Annotated in this window: 16 protein-coding genes; 4 read left to right on the top strand and 12 right to left on the bottom strand. The window is 59.6% G+C overall.

Annotation, left to right across the window (positions count from 1 at the left end; translation table 11 throughout):
- Positions 1-233 precede the first annotated feature (233 nt).
- A complete protein-coding gene (locus ACIP9X_RS12125) occupies positions 234-962 on the bottom strand; it encodes a PspA/IM30 family protein (protein WP_400479986.1) in 729 nt (242 codons plus the stop codon).
- A gap of 115 nt (positions 963-1,077) precedes the next feature.
- Here ACIP9X_RS12125 and ACIP9X_RS12120 point away from each other — a divergent pair, with 115 nt between their 5' ends.
- Positions 1,078-1,842, top strand: a complete 765-nt coding sequence (locus ACIP9X_RS12120) for a DUF4241 domain-containing protein (RefSeq protein ID WP_400479985.1) — start codon at positions 1,078-1,080, stop codon at positions 1,840-1,842.
- Positions 1,843-1,887: 45 nt separating this feature from the next.
- On the opposite strand, the gene ACIP9X_RS12115 is transcribed toward ACIP9X_RS12120, so the two are convergent.
- From ACIP9X_RS12115 to ACIP9X_RS12095, 5 genes are all read right to left on the bottom strand, one after another.
- Entirely contained in the window at positions 1,888-2,484 is a 597-nt protein-coding gene (locus tag ACIP9X_RS12115) for a hypothetical protein (protein WP_400479984.1), read from the bottom strand.
- Positions 2,459-2,737, bottom strand: coding sequence for a hypothetical protein (locus ACIP9X_RS12110; RefSeq protein ID WP_400479983.1), 279 nt, complete (start codon positions 2,735-2,737; stop codon positions 2,459-2,461). Before ACIP9X_RS12110 ends, ACIP9X_RS12115 begins: the two co-directional genes overlap by 26 nt.
- A complete protein-coding gene (locus ACIP9X_RS12105) occupies positions 2,734-3,972 on the bottom strand; it encodes an ABC transporter permease (protein ID WP_400479982.1) in 1,239 nt (412 codons plus the stop codon). Before ACIP9X_RS12105 ends, ACIP9X_RS12110 begins: the two co-directional genes overlap by 4 nt.
- A 2-nt stretch (positions 3,973-3,974) precedes the next feature.
- On the bottom strand, positions 3,975-4,901 hold the full coding sequence (locus ACIP9X_RS12100; protein ID WP_400479981.1) for an ABC transporter ATP-binding protein: 927 nt from the start codon (positions 4,899-4,901) through the stop codon (positions 3,975-3,977).
- 583 nt (positions 4,902-5,484) lie between these two features.
- Positions 5,485-7,209, bottom strand: coding sequence for a hypothetical protein (locus ACIP9X_RS12095; RefSeq protein WP_400479980.1), 1,725 nt, complete (start codon positions 7,207-7,209; stop codon positions 5,485-5,487).
- 107 nt (positions 7,210-7,316) lie between these two features.
- On the opposite strand from ACIP9X_RS12095, the gene ACIP9X_RS12090 reads away from it, so the two are divergent.
- On the top strand, positions 7,317-7,562 hold the full coding sequence (locus tag ACIP9X_RS12090; protein WP_400479979.1) for a hypothetical protein: 246 nt from the start codon (positions 7,317-7,319) through the stop codon (positions 7,560-7,562).
- Between the two features lie 33 nt (positions 7,563-7,595).
- On the opposite strand, the gene ACIP9X_RS12085 is transcribed toward ACIP9X_RS12090, so the two are convergent.
- From ACIP9X_RS12085 to ACIP9X_RS12070, 4 genes are all read right to left on the bottom strand, one after another.
- Entirely contained in the window at positions 7,596-7,928 is a 333-nt protein-coding gene (locus ACIP9X_RS12085) for an Lsr2 family protein (RefSeq protein ID WP_400479978.1), read from the bottom strand.
- A 251-nt stretch (positions 7,929-8,179) separates the two neighbouring features.
- A complete protein-coding gene (locus ACIP9X_RS12080) occupies positions 8,180-8,368 on the bottom strand; it encodes a YegP family protein (RefSeq protein ID WP_400479977.1) in 189 nt (62 codons plus the stop codon).
- Positions 8,369-8,542: 174 nt separating this feature from the next.
- Positions 8,543-9,670, bottom strand: coding sequence for a type ISP restriction/modification enzyme (locus ACIP9X_RS12075; protein WP_400479976.1), 1,128 nt, complete (start codon positions 9,668-9,670; stop codon positions 8,543-8,545).
- 88 nt (positions 9,671-9,758) lie between these two features.
- Complete coding sequence (locus ACIP9X_RS12070) at positions 9,759-13,367, bottom strand: DEAD/DEAH box helicase (RefSeq protein WP_400479975.1); 3,609 nt, start codon at positions 13,365-13,367, stop codon at positions 9,759-9,761.
- Positions 13,368-13,996: 629 nt separating this feature from the next.
- Between ACIP9X_RS12070 and ACIP9X_RS12065 the strand changes: the two genes are divergently transcribed.
- On the top strand, positions 13,997-15,406 hold the full coding sequence (locus tag ACIP9X_RS12065; protein ID WP_400479974.1) for a competence protein CoiA: 1,410 nt from the start codon (positions 13,997-13,999) through the stop codon (positions 15,404-15,406).
- A 245-nt stretch (positions 15,407-15,651) separates the two neighbouring features.
- Here the strand turns inward: ACIP9X_RS12065 and ACIP9X_RS12060 are convergent, their stop codons facing one another.
- Positions 15,652-16,173, bottom strand: coding sequence for an HNH endonuclease signature motif containing protein (locus ACIP9X_RS12060; RefSeq protein ID WP_400480153.1), 522 nt, complete (start codon positions 16,171-16,173; stop codon positions 15,652-15,654).
- Positions 16,174-16,799: 626 nt separating this feature from the next.
- Between ACIP9X_RS12060 and ACIP9X_RS12055 the strand changes: the two genes are divergently transcribed.
- Positions 16,800-17,231 (top strand): helix-turn-helix domain-containing protein, encoded by a 432-nt coding sequence (locus ACIP9X_RS12055; RefSeq protein WP_400479973.1) that lies wholly within the window; start codon positions 16,800-16,802, stop codon positions 17,229-17,231.
- Between the two features lie 101 nt (positions 17,232-17,332).
- On the opposite strand, the gene ACIP9X_RS12050 is transcribed toward ACIP9X_RS12055, so the two are convergent.
- Entirely contained in the window at positions 17,333-18,439 is a 1,107-nt protein-coding gene (locus ACIP9X_RS12050) for a DUF3039 domain-containing protein (protein ID WP_400479972.1), read from the bottom strand.
- Between the last annotated feature and the right edge of the window lie 107 nt (positions 18,440-18,546).

Genomic DNA, 18,546 nt, shown 5'->3' with positions numbered 1-18,546 from the left:
GGGATCAAAGACAGCGCCCGGCACTTGTTGGTTTACATGCGGGAGAGGCGGTCCTGCTGCCTACTCGGCGGTGGCGAATTCTGGGAGAGCAACAAGCTCGATGCCTTCCCGTTGGTAAAAGGAGCGCCGCTCCGAGGAACAGGACCGACTACCTCAAGATGCCTAGCGAAAAGCGATGACTTCATCACTGCGGTGGCCCGTAAGGTGGGGTCAAAGGCCCTATGGATGGTCTCCTAGTAGTCGATGGCCTTGCGGTCCATGGACTTGAGCGCGGCGAGCCGTGCTTCCACTTCGGTCTGCTCTCCGAGGTCTTCGAGGGAGGCGAACTGGGCGTCCAGGGATGAGGCAGCGAGTTCCTGCTGGCCGCGGACCGTGGCTTCCTGGCGGCGTATGTTCTCCTCGTACCGACCTATGGCCGACGTGGGGTCTCCGGCATTCAAGGACTTGAGGGCGTCGTGGACCTGGGACTGGGCGGCGGCGACACGGGAGCGGTTGACGAGCTGGTTGCGCTTGGCGGTCAGCTCCCCGAGCTTAGTGCGCATCTGGTCCAGGCCCTGCTTGAGCTTGTCGACGACCTCGTTCTGGGTGGCCAAGGACGGTTCCTGGGCCTTGGCGGTGGATTCGGCGGTCATCTGCCGCTGAAGGGCGAGCTTGGCGAGGGCATCGAACTTGTCGGCGTCCACGCTGTTCCCGGCGGCACGGAACTCGTCGGCTTTCCGGGATGCGGCGATGGCCTTATTGCCCCACGTGCTGGCGTCGTTCACCGCGCGGGCGTGGTCGTCTTCGGCCATGCGGAGGTTGCCGATGGTCTGGGCGACGGCGGCCTCGGCTTCACGGATGTTCGCCGAGTAGTCCCGGACCATTTGGTCGAGCATCTTCTGCGGGTCTTCGGCGGAATCCAGGAGGGCGTTCAGGTTGGCCTTGGCGAGCTGGGCAACGCGGGCGAAAATACTCTGCTTCACTGGGGTCTTTCTATCGATCGTGGGGTTCAAATTTTATGTGTACGGCACGACCGGGACCAGATGCCGCCCTGCGCGTCGTGCCACCTGCCCGGCGATTACCGACGAGGATTGCCAGATGGATATAACCGACTTCTACGCCCTTCGGCAGGGGATGGCGCCTCTTAGTACCGGCGCGAGGGGCAAGCTGACCGTTCATGACCTGGGCCAACTGCGGCTGCCGTCCGGAAAGCTGGGCGTCTGCGACCCCTTCGCGGGCCTCGATTACCCCGTAGTTGTCAGCCTCACTCCAGGAGACTACCCGGTTCGCGTCACAGTAGCGGACGTTTCGCCCGAACAGGACGGCTCGCACCTGCGTGAGGCATACCTCTCACTCGTTCTCTCGGACGCTGATCCCGTAACCGTCGAAGCTGCCCCCGGTCCCGACGGTCCGCCTCCTCCCGGCGAGTACTTCACGGTGGGAGTGGACGCTGGCACCGTGGCCTTCGTCGATGCAGAAGCGGTGCGGCGATGCATGCCCGACCCATCTACCTGGTACGACGGGCTATTCGAATCGGATAGCCCCAACTCCTGGTTCAACCTCATGGACGCCGACGGACCATACCCTGCGGGCACCGCCAACATTGTCATGCCCCTGGCACAGAGCGGCGAGAATGTCGTGCTGTCTCACTCGGGCTGGGGTGATGGCTTCTACTGGCTCCTCCAAACCAGAGACGCCCAGGGCAATCTGACAGGCATCCACATTGACCTCGCAGTCGCTGGAAAGTTTGACGATGAACCAGACGACGATGACGATGTTCCATCGATTGACGATCCCGCCCCGGAACCGGCGAAGAAGAAGAGCAGGGTGGCCAGGCTGCTAGGGCGTTTAGGCCTTTCCTGATGATGCTCTATGCGCAGCCTTTCGGCTGTGTTCCGGACGAGGCGCCTAACGGTCGATGTCCAGCCTCGTAGCCCCGCAGATGAGGGTCAACCCGCCGTCGGTGGCCAGCTGGCAGTCCTGGTCTTTCACCCGCGGCCAGCCGGAGATCTCCGGAGCGTCGCTGACCCTCTTGTAGTGATACTCGTCGTGCTGTGTGTAGATGATGACAGTGTCGCCGTCGAACCCGTCCTGGGACACGAGCACCGAGGTTCCGTCCGCGGCCACGAACTTCAAGGTGTCACCGATGCCGAACGCCCCAAGGGCTGCGAAGAGAAATATGAGGCCGAAGTAGGGCACGGCGGCCGCGACCGCCACTCCGGTGATCCAGCCGGCGGTGCGTCGTGGGATCTTCTTGGGAATGCGGCCGATCAACGCCGGAAGAAGGAGCGACAGTCCGGCGCCGCCGGACAGGAGCGCCGCAATCCGGAACCAAGAGGAGATCGAGTCCGCAGGCATGCCTATGTAGAGCAGCAGGTCGTCCCTCGCAGCGGCCCGATACGCCTCATAGATAGCGTGATCTGCCCATGCACCGAGGGCCGCTGCGACTAGGAGGGCGGTCCCCAGATTTCCCGGCGTTTCAAAGTGCCTTTTCCGCCCGAGCATCCCTCCACACCATCAACCCGATCGTGAGAAACACCTCCAGGAGGATTATCCCCAGCCACGTCAGGGCGGCTATTAGCGCGAATACGAAACCAACCATTCCGCCCGAGAGGAGCATCGCTATAGCTAAGACCGGCAGCCCAGCGAAGAGGATCCAGCGGGTGTACCAGGAAGCGGGGCCGTGCACGATAGTCAGGCCCGCGTGGCCCAACCAGAGGATGCCCACTGGGACGGGCAGGACGATGAACGGGCTCATTTGGCCGCGAGTTCTTTGCGGCGGAAGGTCCCGGCGATGGAGAGTTTCTTGCCGTATTCGATGGAGCCGTACCGGAAGAGGTGGACGGCGAGGCGGAGGATGAGGAGCCCGACGATGAACAGTTCGGCGATGACGATGGTGGCCTCCGTGCCGGAGAGGGTGCCGAAGCCGTTGCGGAGCATGGCGGTGACCGGGGCGGTCAACGGGAAGTAGGTGAACACCTGCACGATGAGGGACTTGGGGTCGGAGATGATCAGGCTGAACGTGTAGAAGGGGATGAACATCGCGGCCATGAGCGGGCCGAAGATGGTGCCGGCTTCCTTCGCGGTAGGCATGATCGCTCCGATGGCCACGAGGACGCCGGTGAACAGGGTGAACCCGCCCAGGAGCAGCAGCGCGCCGATGATGAGGGGCCCGGGTTCGAAGACCAGTGTGGACAGGTCCATTTCCGGCAGGGCCAGGGAATCGCGGAACAGCAGGTAGCCGGCGGCAATCGGCGTGACGAAGACGAGCATCTGGACGAGTCCGACGGCGAACAGGGAGATGATCTTGCCGGTGATCAGGGTGGTCGGGTTCAGGGTCGTCAGGATCATCTCGGTGACCCGGTTCTCCTTCTCCTCCAGGGTGGAGTTCAGCATCTGGTTGGAGAGCAGGATCATGGCGACGTAGAACAGGACCAGGAACAGCATCGGCGGAATGACCGCCCCGACGCCGCCGGAGGGCTTCCCGTCCCGGTAGATTTCGGATTCGAAGGCCACATCCTCCGCTAGGGCCGCGGTCAGCCGCGGGTTGGCGACCTGGGACTGGGCGGCCGCGTTGAGCAGCTGCTCGGCCACGGCCTCGTACTTGCCGTTCTCGAACATGCCTTTGTCGGCTCCGTAGACCTTCACCGGCTCCGTGGACGGGTCCGCCGGGTAGGCGAAGTACGCCTCGCTGCTGCCGTCCTTCACCGCGGCGATGGCCGCGTCCGGGTCTGTGGCGGTCTTCCCGCCGGCGGCTTGGGCCATGGCGGCCGTAATGATGCCGGAGGCGTCGGTATACGTGAAGGCAATCGAAGAGTTCTTCTGTGCGTCAGCGCTGGCCTCGGTGCTGGAGTTGGAGGCGTAGATTAGGACGAAGAGCAGCACCAAGAGGACCGGGATCGACAGGGTGGCGATCGCAAAGCCCTTCTTCTTGATGGTCCGCATGAACTCGAACCCGACAACGGTGCCCAGGTTGTGCTGTGAAAATGCCATTGCTAGACCTCTGCCATCTGCTGTTCGCCGTAGACCTGGATGAAGATCTCCTCCAAAGAGATCCGGGCGGCGGTGAAGGAGCCCACCGCGACGCCGGCGTCCACCAGCTCGCGAACGACCGCCGCGTCGGTGGCCCCCGCCCGTGGAGCGAGCTCGGCCCGTCCGCCAACATCGGTGACGACGTCGTACAGGGTCGAGGCGGGCAGGATGCCCCCGTAGCTGAGCCGGTACACGGTCCCGCCGAACTGCTCCTGCACCTCGGAGACGGTCCCATAGGCGCGGGCGGTGCCGTCCTTGAGCAGGATGACCCGGTCGCAGAGCCGCTCCACTTCCTCCATCTGGTGGGTGACCATGATGACGGTCGCGCCGGCCAACTTCTGCTCCTCGATGATGTCCATCAGCAGCCGCCGGTTCACCGGATCGAAGCCCTTGGTCGGTTCGTCCAGGATGAGCAGCTCGGGGTCGTTCATGATGGTCACGCCGAGCTGGACCTTTTGCTGCTGGCCGCCGGAGAGCTTGTCCAGCCGGACCGCGGCCTTGTCTGCAAGCCCGACCCGCTCCAGGTAGTCCAAAGACCAGGTTTTGGCTGCCGTCTTGGACAGGCCTTTGAGCCGGCCGAAGTAGACCATCACGTCCAGGGCGGCTTCCTTCTTGTACAGGCCGCGCTCCTCGGGCAGGTAGCCGAGGCGGGCGCCGTCACGGGGTTCGAACACTTTCCCGCCGATGTGCAGGGTCCCGGCCGTGGGCAGGTAGATGCCCAGCAGGGCCCGCAGCGTCGTGGTCTTTCCGGATCCGTTAGAGCCCAGGAACCCGAAGGTCTCCCCCGCCCTCACATCAAAGGACAAGTCCTCTATGACCATGGTGTCCCCGAAATCCATCCGGAAGTTTTGAATGTGCACAAGCGGCTCCGCCGCGTCCCCCAACGTCATGCTGCCAGCCTATCTGTCACCCGGGATAGTCATTTTCCTAGGCATGGGAAGCGGCTGGTTAATAGCTGTTGCGGACCCAGCCCCTGGCGCCCTGCACGGCGACGGATATGCTGAAGGCCGTCCGAGATGGGGGGACAATGTAAGACTCGCATGAGCGCTTTCCTGCTCGGCCACTGACTGCTAGCCGGGCCGTTTCCAACCATCATCGCAACACCGACGGAAAGCGGTGTTGATGTATGCGCAGTTCGATGCGCGGAAAGAGGAAAATAGGCCTGCTGGCTTGGTTGAGAAAAAGCCCTTGCATGTTCAGCCCATGAAACAAGTTTCCTGGACGGCAAAGTCATTTAGTTCTGGCTAACCACCATTTCAGGGTGGCATCTAGAGTCTCCGTGGGCCTCACCGAAAGAGGTTTTAAAGTATGGCTTTATTCGGACCCTGCAGCTCCAATCGAACGTCCCCGCGATGCTTCACACATGCAGGGCAACGCTTTCGGCTCCCCCTGACTGAACATCCTGATCCTGGCTTGAACGTACGATTCTGGTTCATTTACCGATAGTCGACGTCCTGGCGTAATTGATCGGAGTCACTGCAGGATTGAAGTCACCCAGGCTTCAATGATTGCGGAAGCTTCATCGGGCTTCAGTAAGGAAAACCATAGGGTTACCAGCGCGACAATCGCTGAGCCAATCGCGATCCAAATTGCGTAGCGCTGAACCATGAAGGAGTCGATGGACGCGCCGAGCGACGCGACTGTGGACAGTATCTCTCGGTAACTCCTGTCAGCAACGACAAGGTCTTGGACACCCTTGATCTGTCGTTTTCGGAGATCCTTGTTGACCTGGATCGGCTTGAAGGGCTTCCTGCCAGCTTCGTCGTCTTGCCTTCGGATCCAGGGCGCGTAGTCCATTACGAACCACGCTTCCCGATCTCGCCAGCGGTTGCTGTTGTACTGCTTGACGTCGCGCTCAATGCTGGAAAGGTCCAGGCTTGCTGTTAGGAAACGTTGCCGTAGGCGTTTTAAATCGCGGCGACTGAATTTTCCATGGTGAGCACGAGCGCTGTCCCGCATCGTTGCACTTTCCGCTTTCAACAGGTCGAGGAACTCTGACAGGCCAAGGCGAACTACGAAATCGCCCATATGGCTATCCACATGGTGCGCAATTGCGCCATTAACGTCACTTACGTAAAACCGCAAATCAGCGGCAGCCTCGACCGTGCCACGCTTTCCCCAAAGGGCCCATGTGCGCTTTCGCAAGCCCGGAGCGAGTTCCTCACGTGACTGCTCAAGCAGGAGGCCCGGAAGCTCTGTTGACGTCCGCCAAGTCACGTGTGAGTCCGTCAACCCAAGGGCGCGCATACGATCATTTGATTCCCTATCCGGCCGCTCCTCTGAAGCCGGATCAAACTCGCTGAGCAGTAAGAGATCCATCAATGGTTGATGTTCTCCCGTCTGCGCGAACGTTCCTGGACAACGTGCTTTGAGCCAGTCCCGCGCAATGCTGTGAAGTTCGTTGCGGGCAGCTTGAGTCTTCCGGAAGGCAGTCCATCTTGCACCTTCGGCAACAACTAGTCGGCCCTTGGTTCGGGCAAGTGATGGCTGGTGATTCTGATGCCAGATCTTATCCACGGAAGCATAACCCGACTCACTGAGGTGGAAGTAAGCGATTACTGCTGTAAGCCCTTGGCCAATCGGCACGCCCTTTAGTTCCACGGCTTTGAATTCCTTGGGCAGCTTCTCACGGTAACCATCTGGAAAGGAATAGCCTGCGCCGGGACTAGCAATATCAGCAATCCGCCACCATGTAGGACCCGAACCCTGCCTGGAATCCTTGAGTGTCTCTAAACTGGACTCCCCCCTGCCGATGTGCCGACGATTGTCCCAATGGTTCGACTTGATAGCCCTATCTAGGTCATCAATCAAGCTCGGTGGGAAGTACTCAACCACCCACAGCCCTGGGATGGAAACATGTTCATCATCCGGTACATTCAGCGGCCCATCGAACCTATGCCCCCCTGTGACCAGGGTGCGCTTTACCTCGTGGAACTGCACAAGGTAATTGCTCATGTAATAGAAACGACGACGCCAACTAGCGGGGAGTCGCCTCCCAAGCCACGAATACTGGAGGAAGCGAAGAGCATTGTAGAGCTGGTCGTACCAGCGGCATCCGTACCCTAACGACCTAAAGGCCTTCTTCAGCTCATCCTGCGTTTCATCAGGTGGCGCGCTGATACCTGATTCGGGAGTATCCATTGAAGCCGAAGGAAGCGGGTCATCAGAGACATTGTTCGTACCGTCGTTTTCTGACAATTGAACCTTTCCACTGATCTTCAACCTGCGTCGCGAAACTGGGCGCCGGCATTTGTGAACTCATTCCTACATTCTCGCGCGGCCCGCAAGGAAGGGGACGAAGCACGTTGGCAGCAGCGGCTGGCGGAGCTGCAGGACCTCCGGGGCTCCGGAGGACACTGGCCGAGGCACCAGAAATTGATGACACCCACGAACGGACTCTGGACGTGTGGCTGCACGGGCAGCGGATCGACTACCGCGCCGGCAGGCTGGACCCGGGCAAGGACCAGAAGCTGAACGAGCTCCTTCCCGCGTGGCGGGAAGGCAGGAGTCCCCGCGGCGTTCGAGGACGCCGAGCAATCACTGACAGATAATCGACCTGCGACACCCGGTTCAGCTTGAAGCCCTCAGCTCATCGAGGCCAAGTAGCGCTCCACAACGTCATCCTTGATGCGACCGCGGGCGTTGATTTCGATGCCGTTCTCGGCCGCCCAGGCACGGACTGCTTTCGTGTCAGCTGCCGGGGAGAGGCGGCGGACAGCGGCGGTCAGCTTGTTGCTGCTCCTTGCCGCCTTCCGGCCTGCGTAAACAAAGCGGGTCAGCAGGTCGCGGAGCTCTTCAGCGTTTTGCTCCGCCAAGTCGATTTCGTACTCGGTGCCATCCAGGGCGAAACGGACAGTCTCGGTCGCCTCCGATCCGTCTAGGTCATCAATAAGTTCAATTACGGTGCGTGTAGCCATCCGAAAATCGTAACTAGCCAGCACCCTTACGATGCGATGCAACGCTGGCAGGAGAACGTGATCCAAACCACCAGTCTTAGGAGGACCATCGGAAGGGGAACGCGAAAACTTTGGTGAGAAATAGGTTCAATCCTCCCATCGGCAAAATGGCCGGCGAGGAAATCCCCAGCACTCATTTTCGAGTCAGTCTTTCGGGACGCAACTAACTGCTGTCGCATCCTTACTGTCAGCGCGTCACTCCGCGGCCATGCTTACCTGTCCTGAGTCAGGTCCTCAACCTTCTCGGTTACTGCGTTTCTCCTGACCCTCTCGATCCCTTGGCGGACACTGGTCATAGTCTTGTAGCTCTCTGAGGTGACTGCCACATCTCCGTTGGATGCCTTCAGCCGAAATCTAAAGCCGCCCTGTTCGTCAGCAAAAATCTCGTACTTCCCCGCCATAATGTCCCCTCGTCTCTGTATTGCCCCCGCAGGCGCAGAATCTCCCCAGCATCCTTCACCGGCTTTGAATAGAGGCCGACGGGCTCATCCTAGCGGTTCACAGGTGTCCAGCAGAGTACTCCGCTTCCAGGTATCGGGCTCGAGGAGTCGGTTGCCCGGGCAAAGACTGCCCAATTACGGCAACCCTAGCTCCGGCAGTGCGTCCACGATCCGGTTGGTCTCCAGGCTCAATGCCACGATGCGACCAATCAGGTCGATGATGTAGCGGGGCTGTTCGTGCTCACGTGACCAGTCGTTCGGGTCATTCACGATGCCCGATGTCTTGTCGGTCTTGACCTGATACCGCTCGATAATCCAGTCTAGGGCAGAGCGGGAGCCCAGCATGTAACGCTGCGCCTCGTCCGGGATGCCCTCCAGAGTGATGTGCGAGTTGTAGACGACCCGGGTCTTGTCCCAGGACCCGGCCTTGCCGGCGTACTTCATCTTCTTGACCGCATACCTGGCGTACTCGTCCTGCTCCATCGCCAAGCCGGTGGACACCTCTTGGATCGCGAACGGCTCCAGCGACTCGTAACCGATGTGCAGGTCAGAGAGCCTCTTGCCGGCGTCGACGAAGGCCTGGAACTTATCAAGCCCTTGGACTTGGGGAATGCGTGGAAGCATCTTCTTCAGGTCCGCGGCAAAGCGCTCACGGTACTCGCGAGAGTGGAGAACCCCGTAAAGGTAGTAGAAAATATCATCCTTCGTGACATCTTCGCCATAGGCAGAACGGAACCCAACGAGCGCCGCATCGGTCACATTGTCTATTCTCTGACCGCTTGCTTCCTCAAGGCCGTCAAGCAAATTGCTTTCACTAGAGATCGCGTTCGCATAGACATATCGGGGAAAAAATTGTGCTGAGTCGAGAAGGTGCAGGTTAGGGGTGGTCTTAGCCATGTACACAGTGAAGGCGTAGTGGCTACTTACCCCCGTAAGAGATATGCCGAAGTTGGAAGCAGGCGATGCCGGAAAAATGGTTGGCATGGCACCCAGACGTTCGTTGAGGTCTGGGCTGAAGTAGAGGTTCTGCTTTTCGAAGGGGCGGTACTGGCCAATACGGACAGCCTTTGGAACAAATGCGAGATCCTGCCCACGGCGCATTCGTGAGGCGAGCCCTGCCGACCAGCTAATACGGCTGGGATCACGTTCAGAATCCAGGAGATCTCGGTTGCCGCGCTGGTCAGCGGCGCGCAGAACGTCGTTGTAGAACTCCACAGTCGCGCTCACGTTCTTGATCAACTTCTCCCGCGACGAGTTGTACACCCAAGCGTCTCTACTTGTGCTCACGCCAATCGAATGCGTCCGAAGGACGCCGGCCGCTCCGTCTTTTGAGCTGAGCGGCATGAATGACTCAAAGATGTCGTTGCGGTGGTTGATCCAGTCGCCATTCTGGTTCGGGGCAACACTGGCCCAAGGAATGGTTTCCAGCGATGGCACCTGCGACAATTTCCAGCTTCTCGGACCGTGTGAGGTAGTCACCGATGTCCCAGTAATTGAGTTGGCACTCATTCACAGGACCGGGCTTCTTCACCAGTATCAGGATTGCGACGGTGGCGCGGCTGCCGGAATTAAAGACCTTCCCGCCCTCTCTCCGGCTCTCCTCGCCGGAGGTCCGCTGATTGCCCCGTAGATTGAAGACGTAGATCTGATGAAACTCTGATGTGAGCGTCTTCCGGAGCCCGTCGGCGTTATTCGCGTCGATGTAGCCACCGTTGGTTACGAATGCGACGACGCCACCGCCCTCCGAAGAAATGATCCTCTTAGATGCCCACCGGATGGCCCTGATGTAGCTGTCGTAGAGGTTACGCTTCAGGCCGGCTGTGGATGCCTGTGCATACGTGGCCGCGATAGAAGCGTCCAGGGTGGGGTACTTGAGGTTGGCGTTGTTGTCGTTGCCGCTGGACTGGCCGACAGAGTAGGGCGGGTTTCCGATGATGACCCGGATGTCCAAAGCGTTCTGGGCTTTGACACGGTCGTTGTTGGAGGTGAAGACGAAGTCGTCGAGAGTGTCCCCATCTTCGGTCATCTGGAAGGTGTCGGTCAGGACGATGCCGTCGAACGGGAGGTAAGGCACGTCTCCGGCGTCCTGGCCTTCTGTCGCCGCTTTTTCCTCGAGCAGACCGTGCACGGTGGCCTCGATGTTGATCGCGGCTATGTAGTAGGCCATGAGCAGCAGTTCATTGGCGTGAAGCTCCTGCGTGTATTTGCGGAGCAGGTCCACCGGTCTGATCCGGCCCGACTGCAGCAGACGCACGATGAACGTGCCGGTGCCGGTGAACGGGTCCAGGACGTGGACGCCTTCGTCGCTAATGGAGGCGCCGAAGTCCTTGGCCAAGACGTCGTCGACGGCCCGGATGATGAAGTCCACGACCTCCAGTGGGGTGTAGACGATGCCGAGGGATTCAGCGGTGCGGGGGAAGGCGAGGTTGAAAAACTTCTCATAGAGCTCGGTGACGATCTTCTGCTTGCCTTCGGCGTTCGTGATCCCTTCGGCGCGGACCCGGACGGACCGGTAGAAGGATTCGAGGCTGGCGACCTCGGAGTCAAGGTTGTACTTTTCCAAGATGTCGACCATGGAGTCCATGACCTGCGAAACCGGGTTGTTGGCCGCGAACGAGTACCCCTCGAACAGGGCCTCGAACACGGGCTTGGTAATCAGGTGCTGGGAGAGCATGTCAATGGCGTCCGACTCGGTGATCGAGTCGTTCAGGTTCCCGCGCAGGCCCTGCAGGAAGACGCTGAATTCTTCCCTCGGCCGCTTGTCTTCGCCTTCCAGGATGGTCCGGATTCGGAGCACGTGCCGGTCGGCGATTTCTTTGACGTCCTTGGCCCAGGATTCCCAGTAGCGTCGGTCCCCGACCTTCCGGACCATGCGGGCGAAAATGGCGTTGCGCCACTGGTCGGCGCCGGCCAGGTGGAACAGTGCCTCCGTGCCCGTGCCCTGGTTGCGCTCCCCGCCCGGGCCAACAGGCCCGTCGCCAAACGGGTCTGCCACCGTGATGACGTCGATCTTGTCGTTGGCGTTCCTGTTCAGCTCGAGCTTGTTGATCATCGCTTCGAACCGGTCATCGTGGGCGCGCAGGGCCTGCAGGACATCCCAGACGACCTTGTACTTCTTGTTGTCGTTAAGGGCCGTCTCGGGGTCCTGTGAGGCCGGCACGGCGATCGGCAGGATGATGTAGCCGTACTCTTTGCCTTCCGCTTTGCGCATGACGCGCCCGACGGACTGGACGACGTCGACCTGGGAGTTGCGGGGGTTCAGGAACAGCACCGCGTCCAGGGAGGGGACATCGACGCCTTCAGAGAGGCAGCGGGCATTGGAGAGGATCCGGCAGGTGTCATCCCCATCGGCGGTGGCGGTGTCTTCGGCCTTGAGCCAGTCGAGCTTGGCGGAGCGCTCCAAGACGTTGAAGGTGCCGTCGACGTGGTCGGCTTCCAGCTTCAGCGCAGGCGCCTCGGACTCGCCCCGGTTGACGAGCAGCTGCCGGCCGACAAGTTCGAAGTCAGCGGCCAGTTTTTTGGATTCTTTGATGTTGCGGGCGAAAGCGACGGCACGCCGCATCGGAGAGGAGTCGGTGATCTCCAGTCGTTCGCCGCTGACGCCGCGCTTGGACAGTCCGTTCCAGCAGCCGACGATCCGGGCCGCATCGTCCAGGTTCAGGTCGCCGTTCTCCTCGAAGAGGCCTTGGAATGACTTGCTGACTGCTTCCTCATTCACGGCGAGGACCAGGACCTTATAGTCGGCCAGGTGGCCCATCTCCACGGCCTTGCCGAATCCGAGGTGATGGAACTCGGGGCCGTACACGGCCTCGTCGTCCATGGAGTAGACGTTGACGTCGTCCTGGGCGGCCTTCGCCTTCGATTCCTGGACGTAGATCCGCGGCGTGGCTGACATGTAGAGCCGTTTGCCGGACTCAATGTAGGTGTTGTCATGCACCCGGACGAACGCGGAGTCGTCGTGGGTCGCTTCGGTGATGCCGGTGGTCCGGTGGGCCTCGTCGCAGACGATGAGGTCGAATTCCGACAGGCCCTCCTTCTGTGCCTGGTGAATGACGTCTATGGACTGGTAAGTGGAGAACACCACTGTGATAGCTTCATGGCCGGTGCTGATCTTCGCCCGGTTCAGGAGCTTTACCGGGTCAGTGGTGGCGGGAAACGCCAGGTCGTGGACGCTGACGTCCTCGTGCTCTTTGCGGCCGACCTTGGTGTCGGAGCAGACAGCCAGGGGCCGCAGCGGGACGGTCGCCTGGGCGGTCCACTCGTTCAGGGTCTGCTGCAGCAGCGCGATGGAGGGGACCAGGAACAGAACGGATCCGCCGATGGGCACGATCTCTTCGACCATCTTCAGAGAGGTGTAGGTCTTGCCGGTGCCACAGGCCATGATCAGCCGGCCGCGGTCGCTTACAGCGAATCCCTTCTTGACGTCTTCGATGGCTTCGCGCTGGTACTTGCGGGGTTCCTTGCCGCCCAACTGCTTCATCTGCTCGGGCGCATCGATGCTGAACTCGGACCAGTCGATGGTGGAGGCCGCCAAGTCGGCGAAGCGCAGCCGGGTCATCGGCTTGGACTGCCCCTCCAGCGCGTCCTCGGCGTGCTTGGACCACTTGTCCGTCGTTGAGACGACCATGCCGTAGGAGAAGTCTGTCTTGCCGACCGCGGTGAAGAACGAGTCAATCTGCTTCTTGTCCAGGGTCCGCGCCGGGTCGTAGAACTTGCACTGGATCCCGGTCAGTTCACCCGTGTACCGGTCTTTGGCGACCAGGTCGATGCCGGTGTCGACATGCCCGTTACGGCCCGGCCACTCGCTCCAGAGCCAGACATCCGAGAACTGGTCGGCGTACTTGGGTTCAAGCTCAAGGTATCGCTTCATGAGCTGTTCGAATTTCGTACCCTTGTCGTGCTGGTCACTTGCGGCGAAATACAGCTTGTCGAGGACGTCTTCGAAATTAGCGGAACCCATAAACGTATCTTGCCCTATGCCAACGGGCCGACTGAATTCTCACGGCGTCACGCCGCTGTCTGGCATCCTCGGAATCCTGGCCGCCGTCTTCACGATCGTCGTGGCCGGCTTGGCGGTGTACGCCCTGGTCCTGGCCACCATCTTCCTTCGGCTGCGTACCGCCGAGCTGAAGCGGTCTGTACGCCCGGCGACAGCTGAGGCGCCGGACACACAACGTCTGGATCTTCCTCGCCGGCGTCCTGCTGCTGCCCGTCGGCTGGCGGCTGTACGACCCTCTCGGGGGCCGGTTCTCCGACCCGGAGTACCGGAACGACGAGGACCTCTACACGCTCCTCGCCCTGGTCCAGAGAGCACAAATTAACAATTGTTAAGGTCAGGAAAATGTTGTCCCAAAATTGTTAATGTTCAACCTCGCTGGACACAGCACTCAGTCCGAACGACGGTGAAAGGCAAGGGCGAAGTAGGGTAGCTAGGCCGATAAGGGCAAGAACAGCAACATAAGGGCGAAGGCCTAAGCGAAGCATCGCCCACGCACCGTGCCGCTGCCTCTTGACGTACAGCCATACGGATGTGGTGCAATCTCCTCCAAAGCCGCGGGTATACGATCGCCGGCAACATCTGGGGGAAGCATGCCGCTAATAGCCATTCTTGACGGAGAACGAGTCGATGCCTCGAAGCATTCACGCGAGTCCTGGACAGAGTTGAAGCAGTCGGACCAGCTCAAACGCATGGTCATGCCCTTGTGCGGCATCAGGGCGATAGCCAAATCCCGCGGCGCGACCTTCTTCTTCGCTCATCATCGAATCGCTGAATGCAACGTCGATCATGGCGGCGAATCGCCCCAACACCTGGCCATGAAGGCTGCATTACGCGACCGAATAAACTCCCTAGATGGCTGGCACGCTGTCCTCGAGTACCCACATCCATCCCGGGAATGGATCATCGACGTCCTGGCTGAGTCGGACGAGAAGCGCCACCGAGTAGCCTTTGAGGTCCAACTTTCTTCCCAGACTCCGGGGACATACCACCTCAGGAGCCAGCGGTACTTCAACGATGGCGTGTTCCCTGTCTGGATTATCCCCCGCCCCTTGGACTACTCCCCGATCAAGATTCCCATCGTCGTAACGGGTTTCGGGAAGAGTTCAGAGGTCCCGGAACATCCGGCTGAACTGATGAACCTGAACGCTTTTGCTGACTTTTCAACCGCCGACACCCTCGGGCTGTTTGTCGACTCGATACTCGAACGCGGGCCTGGGTGGGGTTATGGAAGTCCCGACGAGCAGATTGCTGCTCAACGGCGGGAGGTCGAGCGCGAGGCACGGGTAAGGGAGGAGGAACGACGGCGTCTCGAATCCATTGAGACACGAATCGAGGAGATGAACAGCAACAGCGCTTCACCCGAGACAGCGTACGGGGCCCACACTGTGCACACCGAAGAAGGGCCGTTCGTCTGGGCGACAATGACCCAATGCTGGAGCTGCGAACACCCGTTGCTGCTCTGGAACGCCCAATCAGCCCGGCCCGGCGTCCAGCACACGTCAGCTCCGCCGCTGGCGTTGAAACGCGAAGTCGGAGTCAAGCGTTACGAGAACCACCCCGACGTCCATAAAGTCCTAAACATCTGGATGAGGGCCACCCAGGCTGACGTGGAGAAAGCGTTAATCAAGACCCGGCTCAGCAAAACGAAAGCCGCGGAATACAGCGCTTTCGTCTGCCTTGAGTGCGACGCCCTAATTGGTCAGATGTTCATTTCATGCATCCGAGTAGAGAAATGGTCACTGATCAGCGCCCCCCTGCTGAAAAGGACGAGAACGGACACCAAACAACCAACGCACCCTGACCCGCGAAAGGGAAAACGTCAAAAGCAACGACCACCCATCCACGCGCCCGTCGTAACAACCTACGAAGACAGGCCCGCGGTGCCGGACGAACTGCAAACAGACCGCAAAAAGACATGGGCCGAGCTCCACTCGCCAGAAGGCATCGCGGAGGCCAGACGAAGATTTATGGGCAAAGCTTACCCCTACCGAGGTAAATGACGGTTCCCGTGGTTTACTGTCGGCGCTAAGACCTCGACACTCCCAGGACTACGTGTCCGCAGAGTAATCACCGTGCAACAGATATGACGTGGGAACCTCCTCCGAGCGCCTAACCGGAAAGCACCGGGTTCCCCACAGTTGGCTGCCAACCTCTCGACCATCGGAACGGGGGCCACCAGGACTACTCTCCACAGATCAGGTCGTTAGCGGCACAAGCATTCCCAAAGCGTACGGGGGGACGTTGTCTAAAGGGCTTCCAGGTTGCCTGCTGTCGCCATCGTTTCCACGAAACGAGTGCCCTGTTCAGTGAGCTTATACACGTATGCCGCTCTTATCTCCGGGCTATTCGGGCCCATGGTCGTAACTCTCCCATAGCCAGCGGCGGATACCAGCCCTTCAGTGCATAGCGAGAGGAAGAAGAAGGGATCAACGGCCAAATGGATCATGGTGCCAGAGCCCTTACCAACAAAGGCCGATAACAGCCTCAACTCCATCTGCGTGTATCGATGGCTAAGGAGTCCGAGGTTGGCTTTGTACTGACGCACAGAAGCCGCTGGAATCTCCCCACGGTCAAAGCGTATGTGACAGACAGCGCATAGGAGGATCAGATTGTCGAACGAGTGTTCCTTCACTTTCGCCCACGGTACGATATGCGCCATCTCTAGGCCAGAGGTCCCCCTGCAAGTGGGGATGGCACACCTGTAGCCAGCTTCTTCTTTAATCTTTCGAGCAAGCCCGGCTGGTATATTCCGTCCAGGTGAACTCATCATGTCCCCCCACAATTCAGCACCGCTTTTGCCTTGCAAACTCCAGTTGAGTCTACAAGTCGATCATGAGGTCACGGCCAACCAATGCCCTGTTCGCTTCACTCGTCGTGGTGCAGCGCACTTTACGAGGGAGGCGGACTCGATGAGCGCTGGTGGAGTGACGGCCTTACAGCCACTTCTTGGACATAGACGGCACATCCGCTCATCACGGACTCAGCTCCGGCCGGTTGACGGCAGAAGATCGCAGGACGTATGTGGAACCGACGACCCGCAGTATCCGCCTCAGTACAGTGAGGCGCCGGGGGCACTGGATCTGGTCCAGGACCAAGCCCGGTTGGACGTCGCGCATGTAGTACCTGCCTGCCTATAGTGACTGCTGCGTGTTCGTTACGGCGGCGGGTGGGGTCACTATAGTCGACCCGGAGCCGCCGCTCAGCCCGGAGTCCCACTACAGGCAAACCCGACCAGCCGCGGCATCCCTTCCTGGTTCTCAGTGGTACCCCTCCTCAACGAGAGTCAGAAAGCATGTCCTGAGCTTGCCCGCACGGGCTTTCAGTTGCTACATTTACGACACCTGCTACACATGACATAGCCAAGGCGAGCAGAGAAGAAGTAGGCGATAAGTAATGAAAACCATCCCGGCCAACACGGTCCCAACTGCCGAAATAAACGCAGTTGAAGAGGCAGTTAGAAATCTTGACCCGGAGTCGAAGATAACTGAGGCATTTCAGGAGGTCCTCGGCCTTGTGCGCCGCGGTCTCACCGTTCAAGTCCTGTCCCAATGCGAGGAGCTTACCCCCAATGAAGCGGCTCAAGTCCTAAACGTAAGCCGCCCCACTATTCTAAAAATGATCGCGGAAGGTGAACTCTGTTCCCGCGTGGTGGGAGCCCGTGACCAACGAATCTCAGCAGAATCGGTTTTTGCTTTGAAAGATCGCCAGGCGCAGGCATCTCGCGATGTTGCTGCTGCATTCGCGAACCGATCACAGGCGATTGGTCAGTTGATACCGGCCGTCGCTGGCGTCGATCCAGACACAGCCCGGAAGCTCGGCTACTAGCTTCGTAAATCCCCAAAGATTCAAAAACCGGTCGGCCCCCTTCAGTTGGGACCGACCGGTTTTGTTTTGCGCGTCATGGTGAGGCCGCATCCGAGTTCGCCTCAACGTTGCAGCGGCCCTGCCCCCATCTGCTCAAGAAACCGTATGACTAGACCCTGCTTCGAACAGTCATCGCACAAAGGAAGGCCATCGGGAAACCTTGCTGGGACGAACCAATAACCACAAGCAGCCCGTAGTGGCTTTTGCTCAGCAATAGCGGATTTCAGTGCTTCGCCTGTAACAAAATGGTGGACATCGGCTCGAGTTGCCTGCCCTGAAGCTTCAGCAGAGAGTCCCTCATTTTCTGCAGCAAAAACAATCTGGAGGGCGCGCATCCTCGACATTTCGATGCTGAACCTCAAGCTTCCATCCAAGCCATAGTGAGCCGCCGGTTCCTTCGTCCACGTTTCCTCGCGACTATCCAGAATAGGCAGGATCGTAGTCAGGAGAATAGTCTCGACACCCCGCGCATATGCCGAAGATCCGCCCTGAGCACCCACAAATTTCCACGAATCGAACTTGAGGTTGACCTCGGCAAGTGTCTCCCCGATTTCGTGGCCTTCTTCAGTGCCCTGAGGTTCCTCAGCGATCACGGAGATGGTGAGCTCCATGTCTACTGCAGGGATTCCGGACTGCAACAAGGCCGAAGGGGGGCACGGAAGCATCACTTTAACTTCCCGACCGTCCGGATGCTCCTTGAACGCCTTGCGGAACGCCGTGAGCGTCACAAGAATGATGTGTTCCTGCCACTCCTTCACCGACCTCATCACTTCCGTCTCGGCCAGCTTGAGCTTCCTCAAAGCGAAATCCAGCTCGGTTGGCTCAGTTACCTCCCGAAGCTGACCACCGAAACGGCTAGAGACCCCAGCGTGAAATCGATCGTGGGTATCGGCGTGGACGATCCACGAAACACCGTCCTGAACAATTACGGCTGCACGCCACCCTGGTCCGGTCTTCAGGTCTCTTGCCTCCACAACGGGGTACCCGGCAGCCTGCGTAGCCTCCTTGTGGCGTTCGTACTTTGGACTTGCCGGGTTCGTGTCAAAGTCCTGACACACTTGGATGGCGGGATGAGAGAGTTCTGATAGCGCCGGAAGGCTTTTCCAGTCGCCCCCGGCAATTAAGGAACGCTGACGAATGTCCTCCCAGCCTCGGGTAAGTTCTTTCAAGACGCGCATAGTTGGCCACGCCACAGGCGAGCTACCTCCATATTCCCTGTTGGCTCCAAATGCTGAAACAAGCTTCGAGACTTTCATGCAAAGCCGCCAGATAGGCC

This window comes from Arthrobacter sp. NPDC093125 (assembly GCF_044754225.1).
Taxonomy (GTDB): Bacteria; Actinomycetota; Actinomycetes; order Actinomycetales; family Micrococcaceae; genus Arthrobacter.
Note: the sequence above shows the minus strand (reverse complement) of the source record. Positions and strands in the feature narration are given on the sequence as shown.

What these genes read in the sequence shown, in the direction of transcription:
- ACIP9X_RS12120 (WP_400479985.1), top strand. Translation starts at nt 1,078, where the DNA reads ATGGATATAACCGACTTCTACGCCCTTCGGCAGGGGATGGCGCCTCTT.
- ACIP9X_RS12115 (WP_400479984.1), bottom strand. Translation starts at nt 2,484, where the DNA reads ATGCTCGGGCGGAAAAGGCACTTTGAAACGCCGGGAAATCTGGGGACC.
- ACIP9X_RS12110 (WP_400479983.1), bottom strand. Translation starts at nt 2,737, where the DNA reads ATGAGCCCGTTCATCGTCCTGCCCGTCCCAGTGGGCATCCTCTGGTTG.
- ACIP9X_RS12105 (WP_400479982.1), bottom strand. Translation starts at nt 3,972, where the DNA reads ATGGCATTTTCACAGCACAACCTGGGCACCGTTGTCGGGTTCGAGTTC.
- ACIP9X_RS12100 (WP_400479981.1), bottom strand. Translation starts at nt 4,901, where the DNA reads ATGACGTTGGGGGACGCGGCGGAGCCGCTTGTGCACATTCAAAACTTC.
- ACIP9X_RS12085 (WP_400479978.1), bottom strand. Translation starts at nt 7,928, where the DNA reads ATGGCTACACGCACCGTAATTGAACTTATTGATGACCTAGACGGATCG.
- ACIP9X_RS12080 (WP_400479977.1), bottom strand. Translation starts at nt 8,368, where the DNA reads ATGGCGGGGAAGTACGAGATTTTTGCTGACGAACAGGGCGGCTTTAGA.
- ACIP9X_RS12070 (WP_400479975.1), bottom strand. Translation starts at nt 13,367, where the DNA reads ATGGGTTCCGCTAATTTCGAAGACGTCCTCGACAAGCTGTATTTCGCC.
- ACIP9X_RS12065 (WP_400479974.1), top strand. Translation starts at nt 13,997, where the DNA reads ATGCCGCTAATAGCCATTCTTGACGGAGAACGAGTCGATGCCTCGAAG.
- ACIP9X_RS12060 (WP_400480153.1), bottom strand. Translation starts at nt 16,173, where the DNA reads ATGAGTTCACCTGGACGGAATATACCAGCCGGGCTTGCTCGAAAGATT.
- ACIP9X_RS12055 (WP_400479973.1), top strand. Translation starts at nt 16,800, where the DNA reads ATGAAAACCATCCCGGCCAACACGGTCCCAACTGCCGAAATAAACGCA.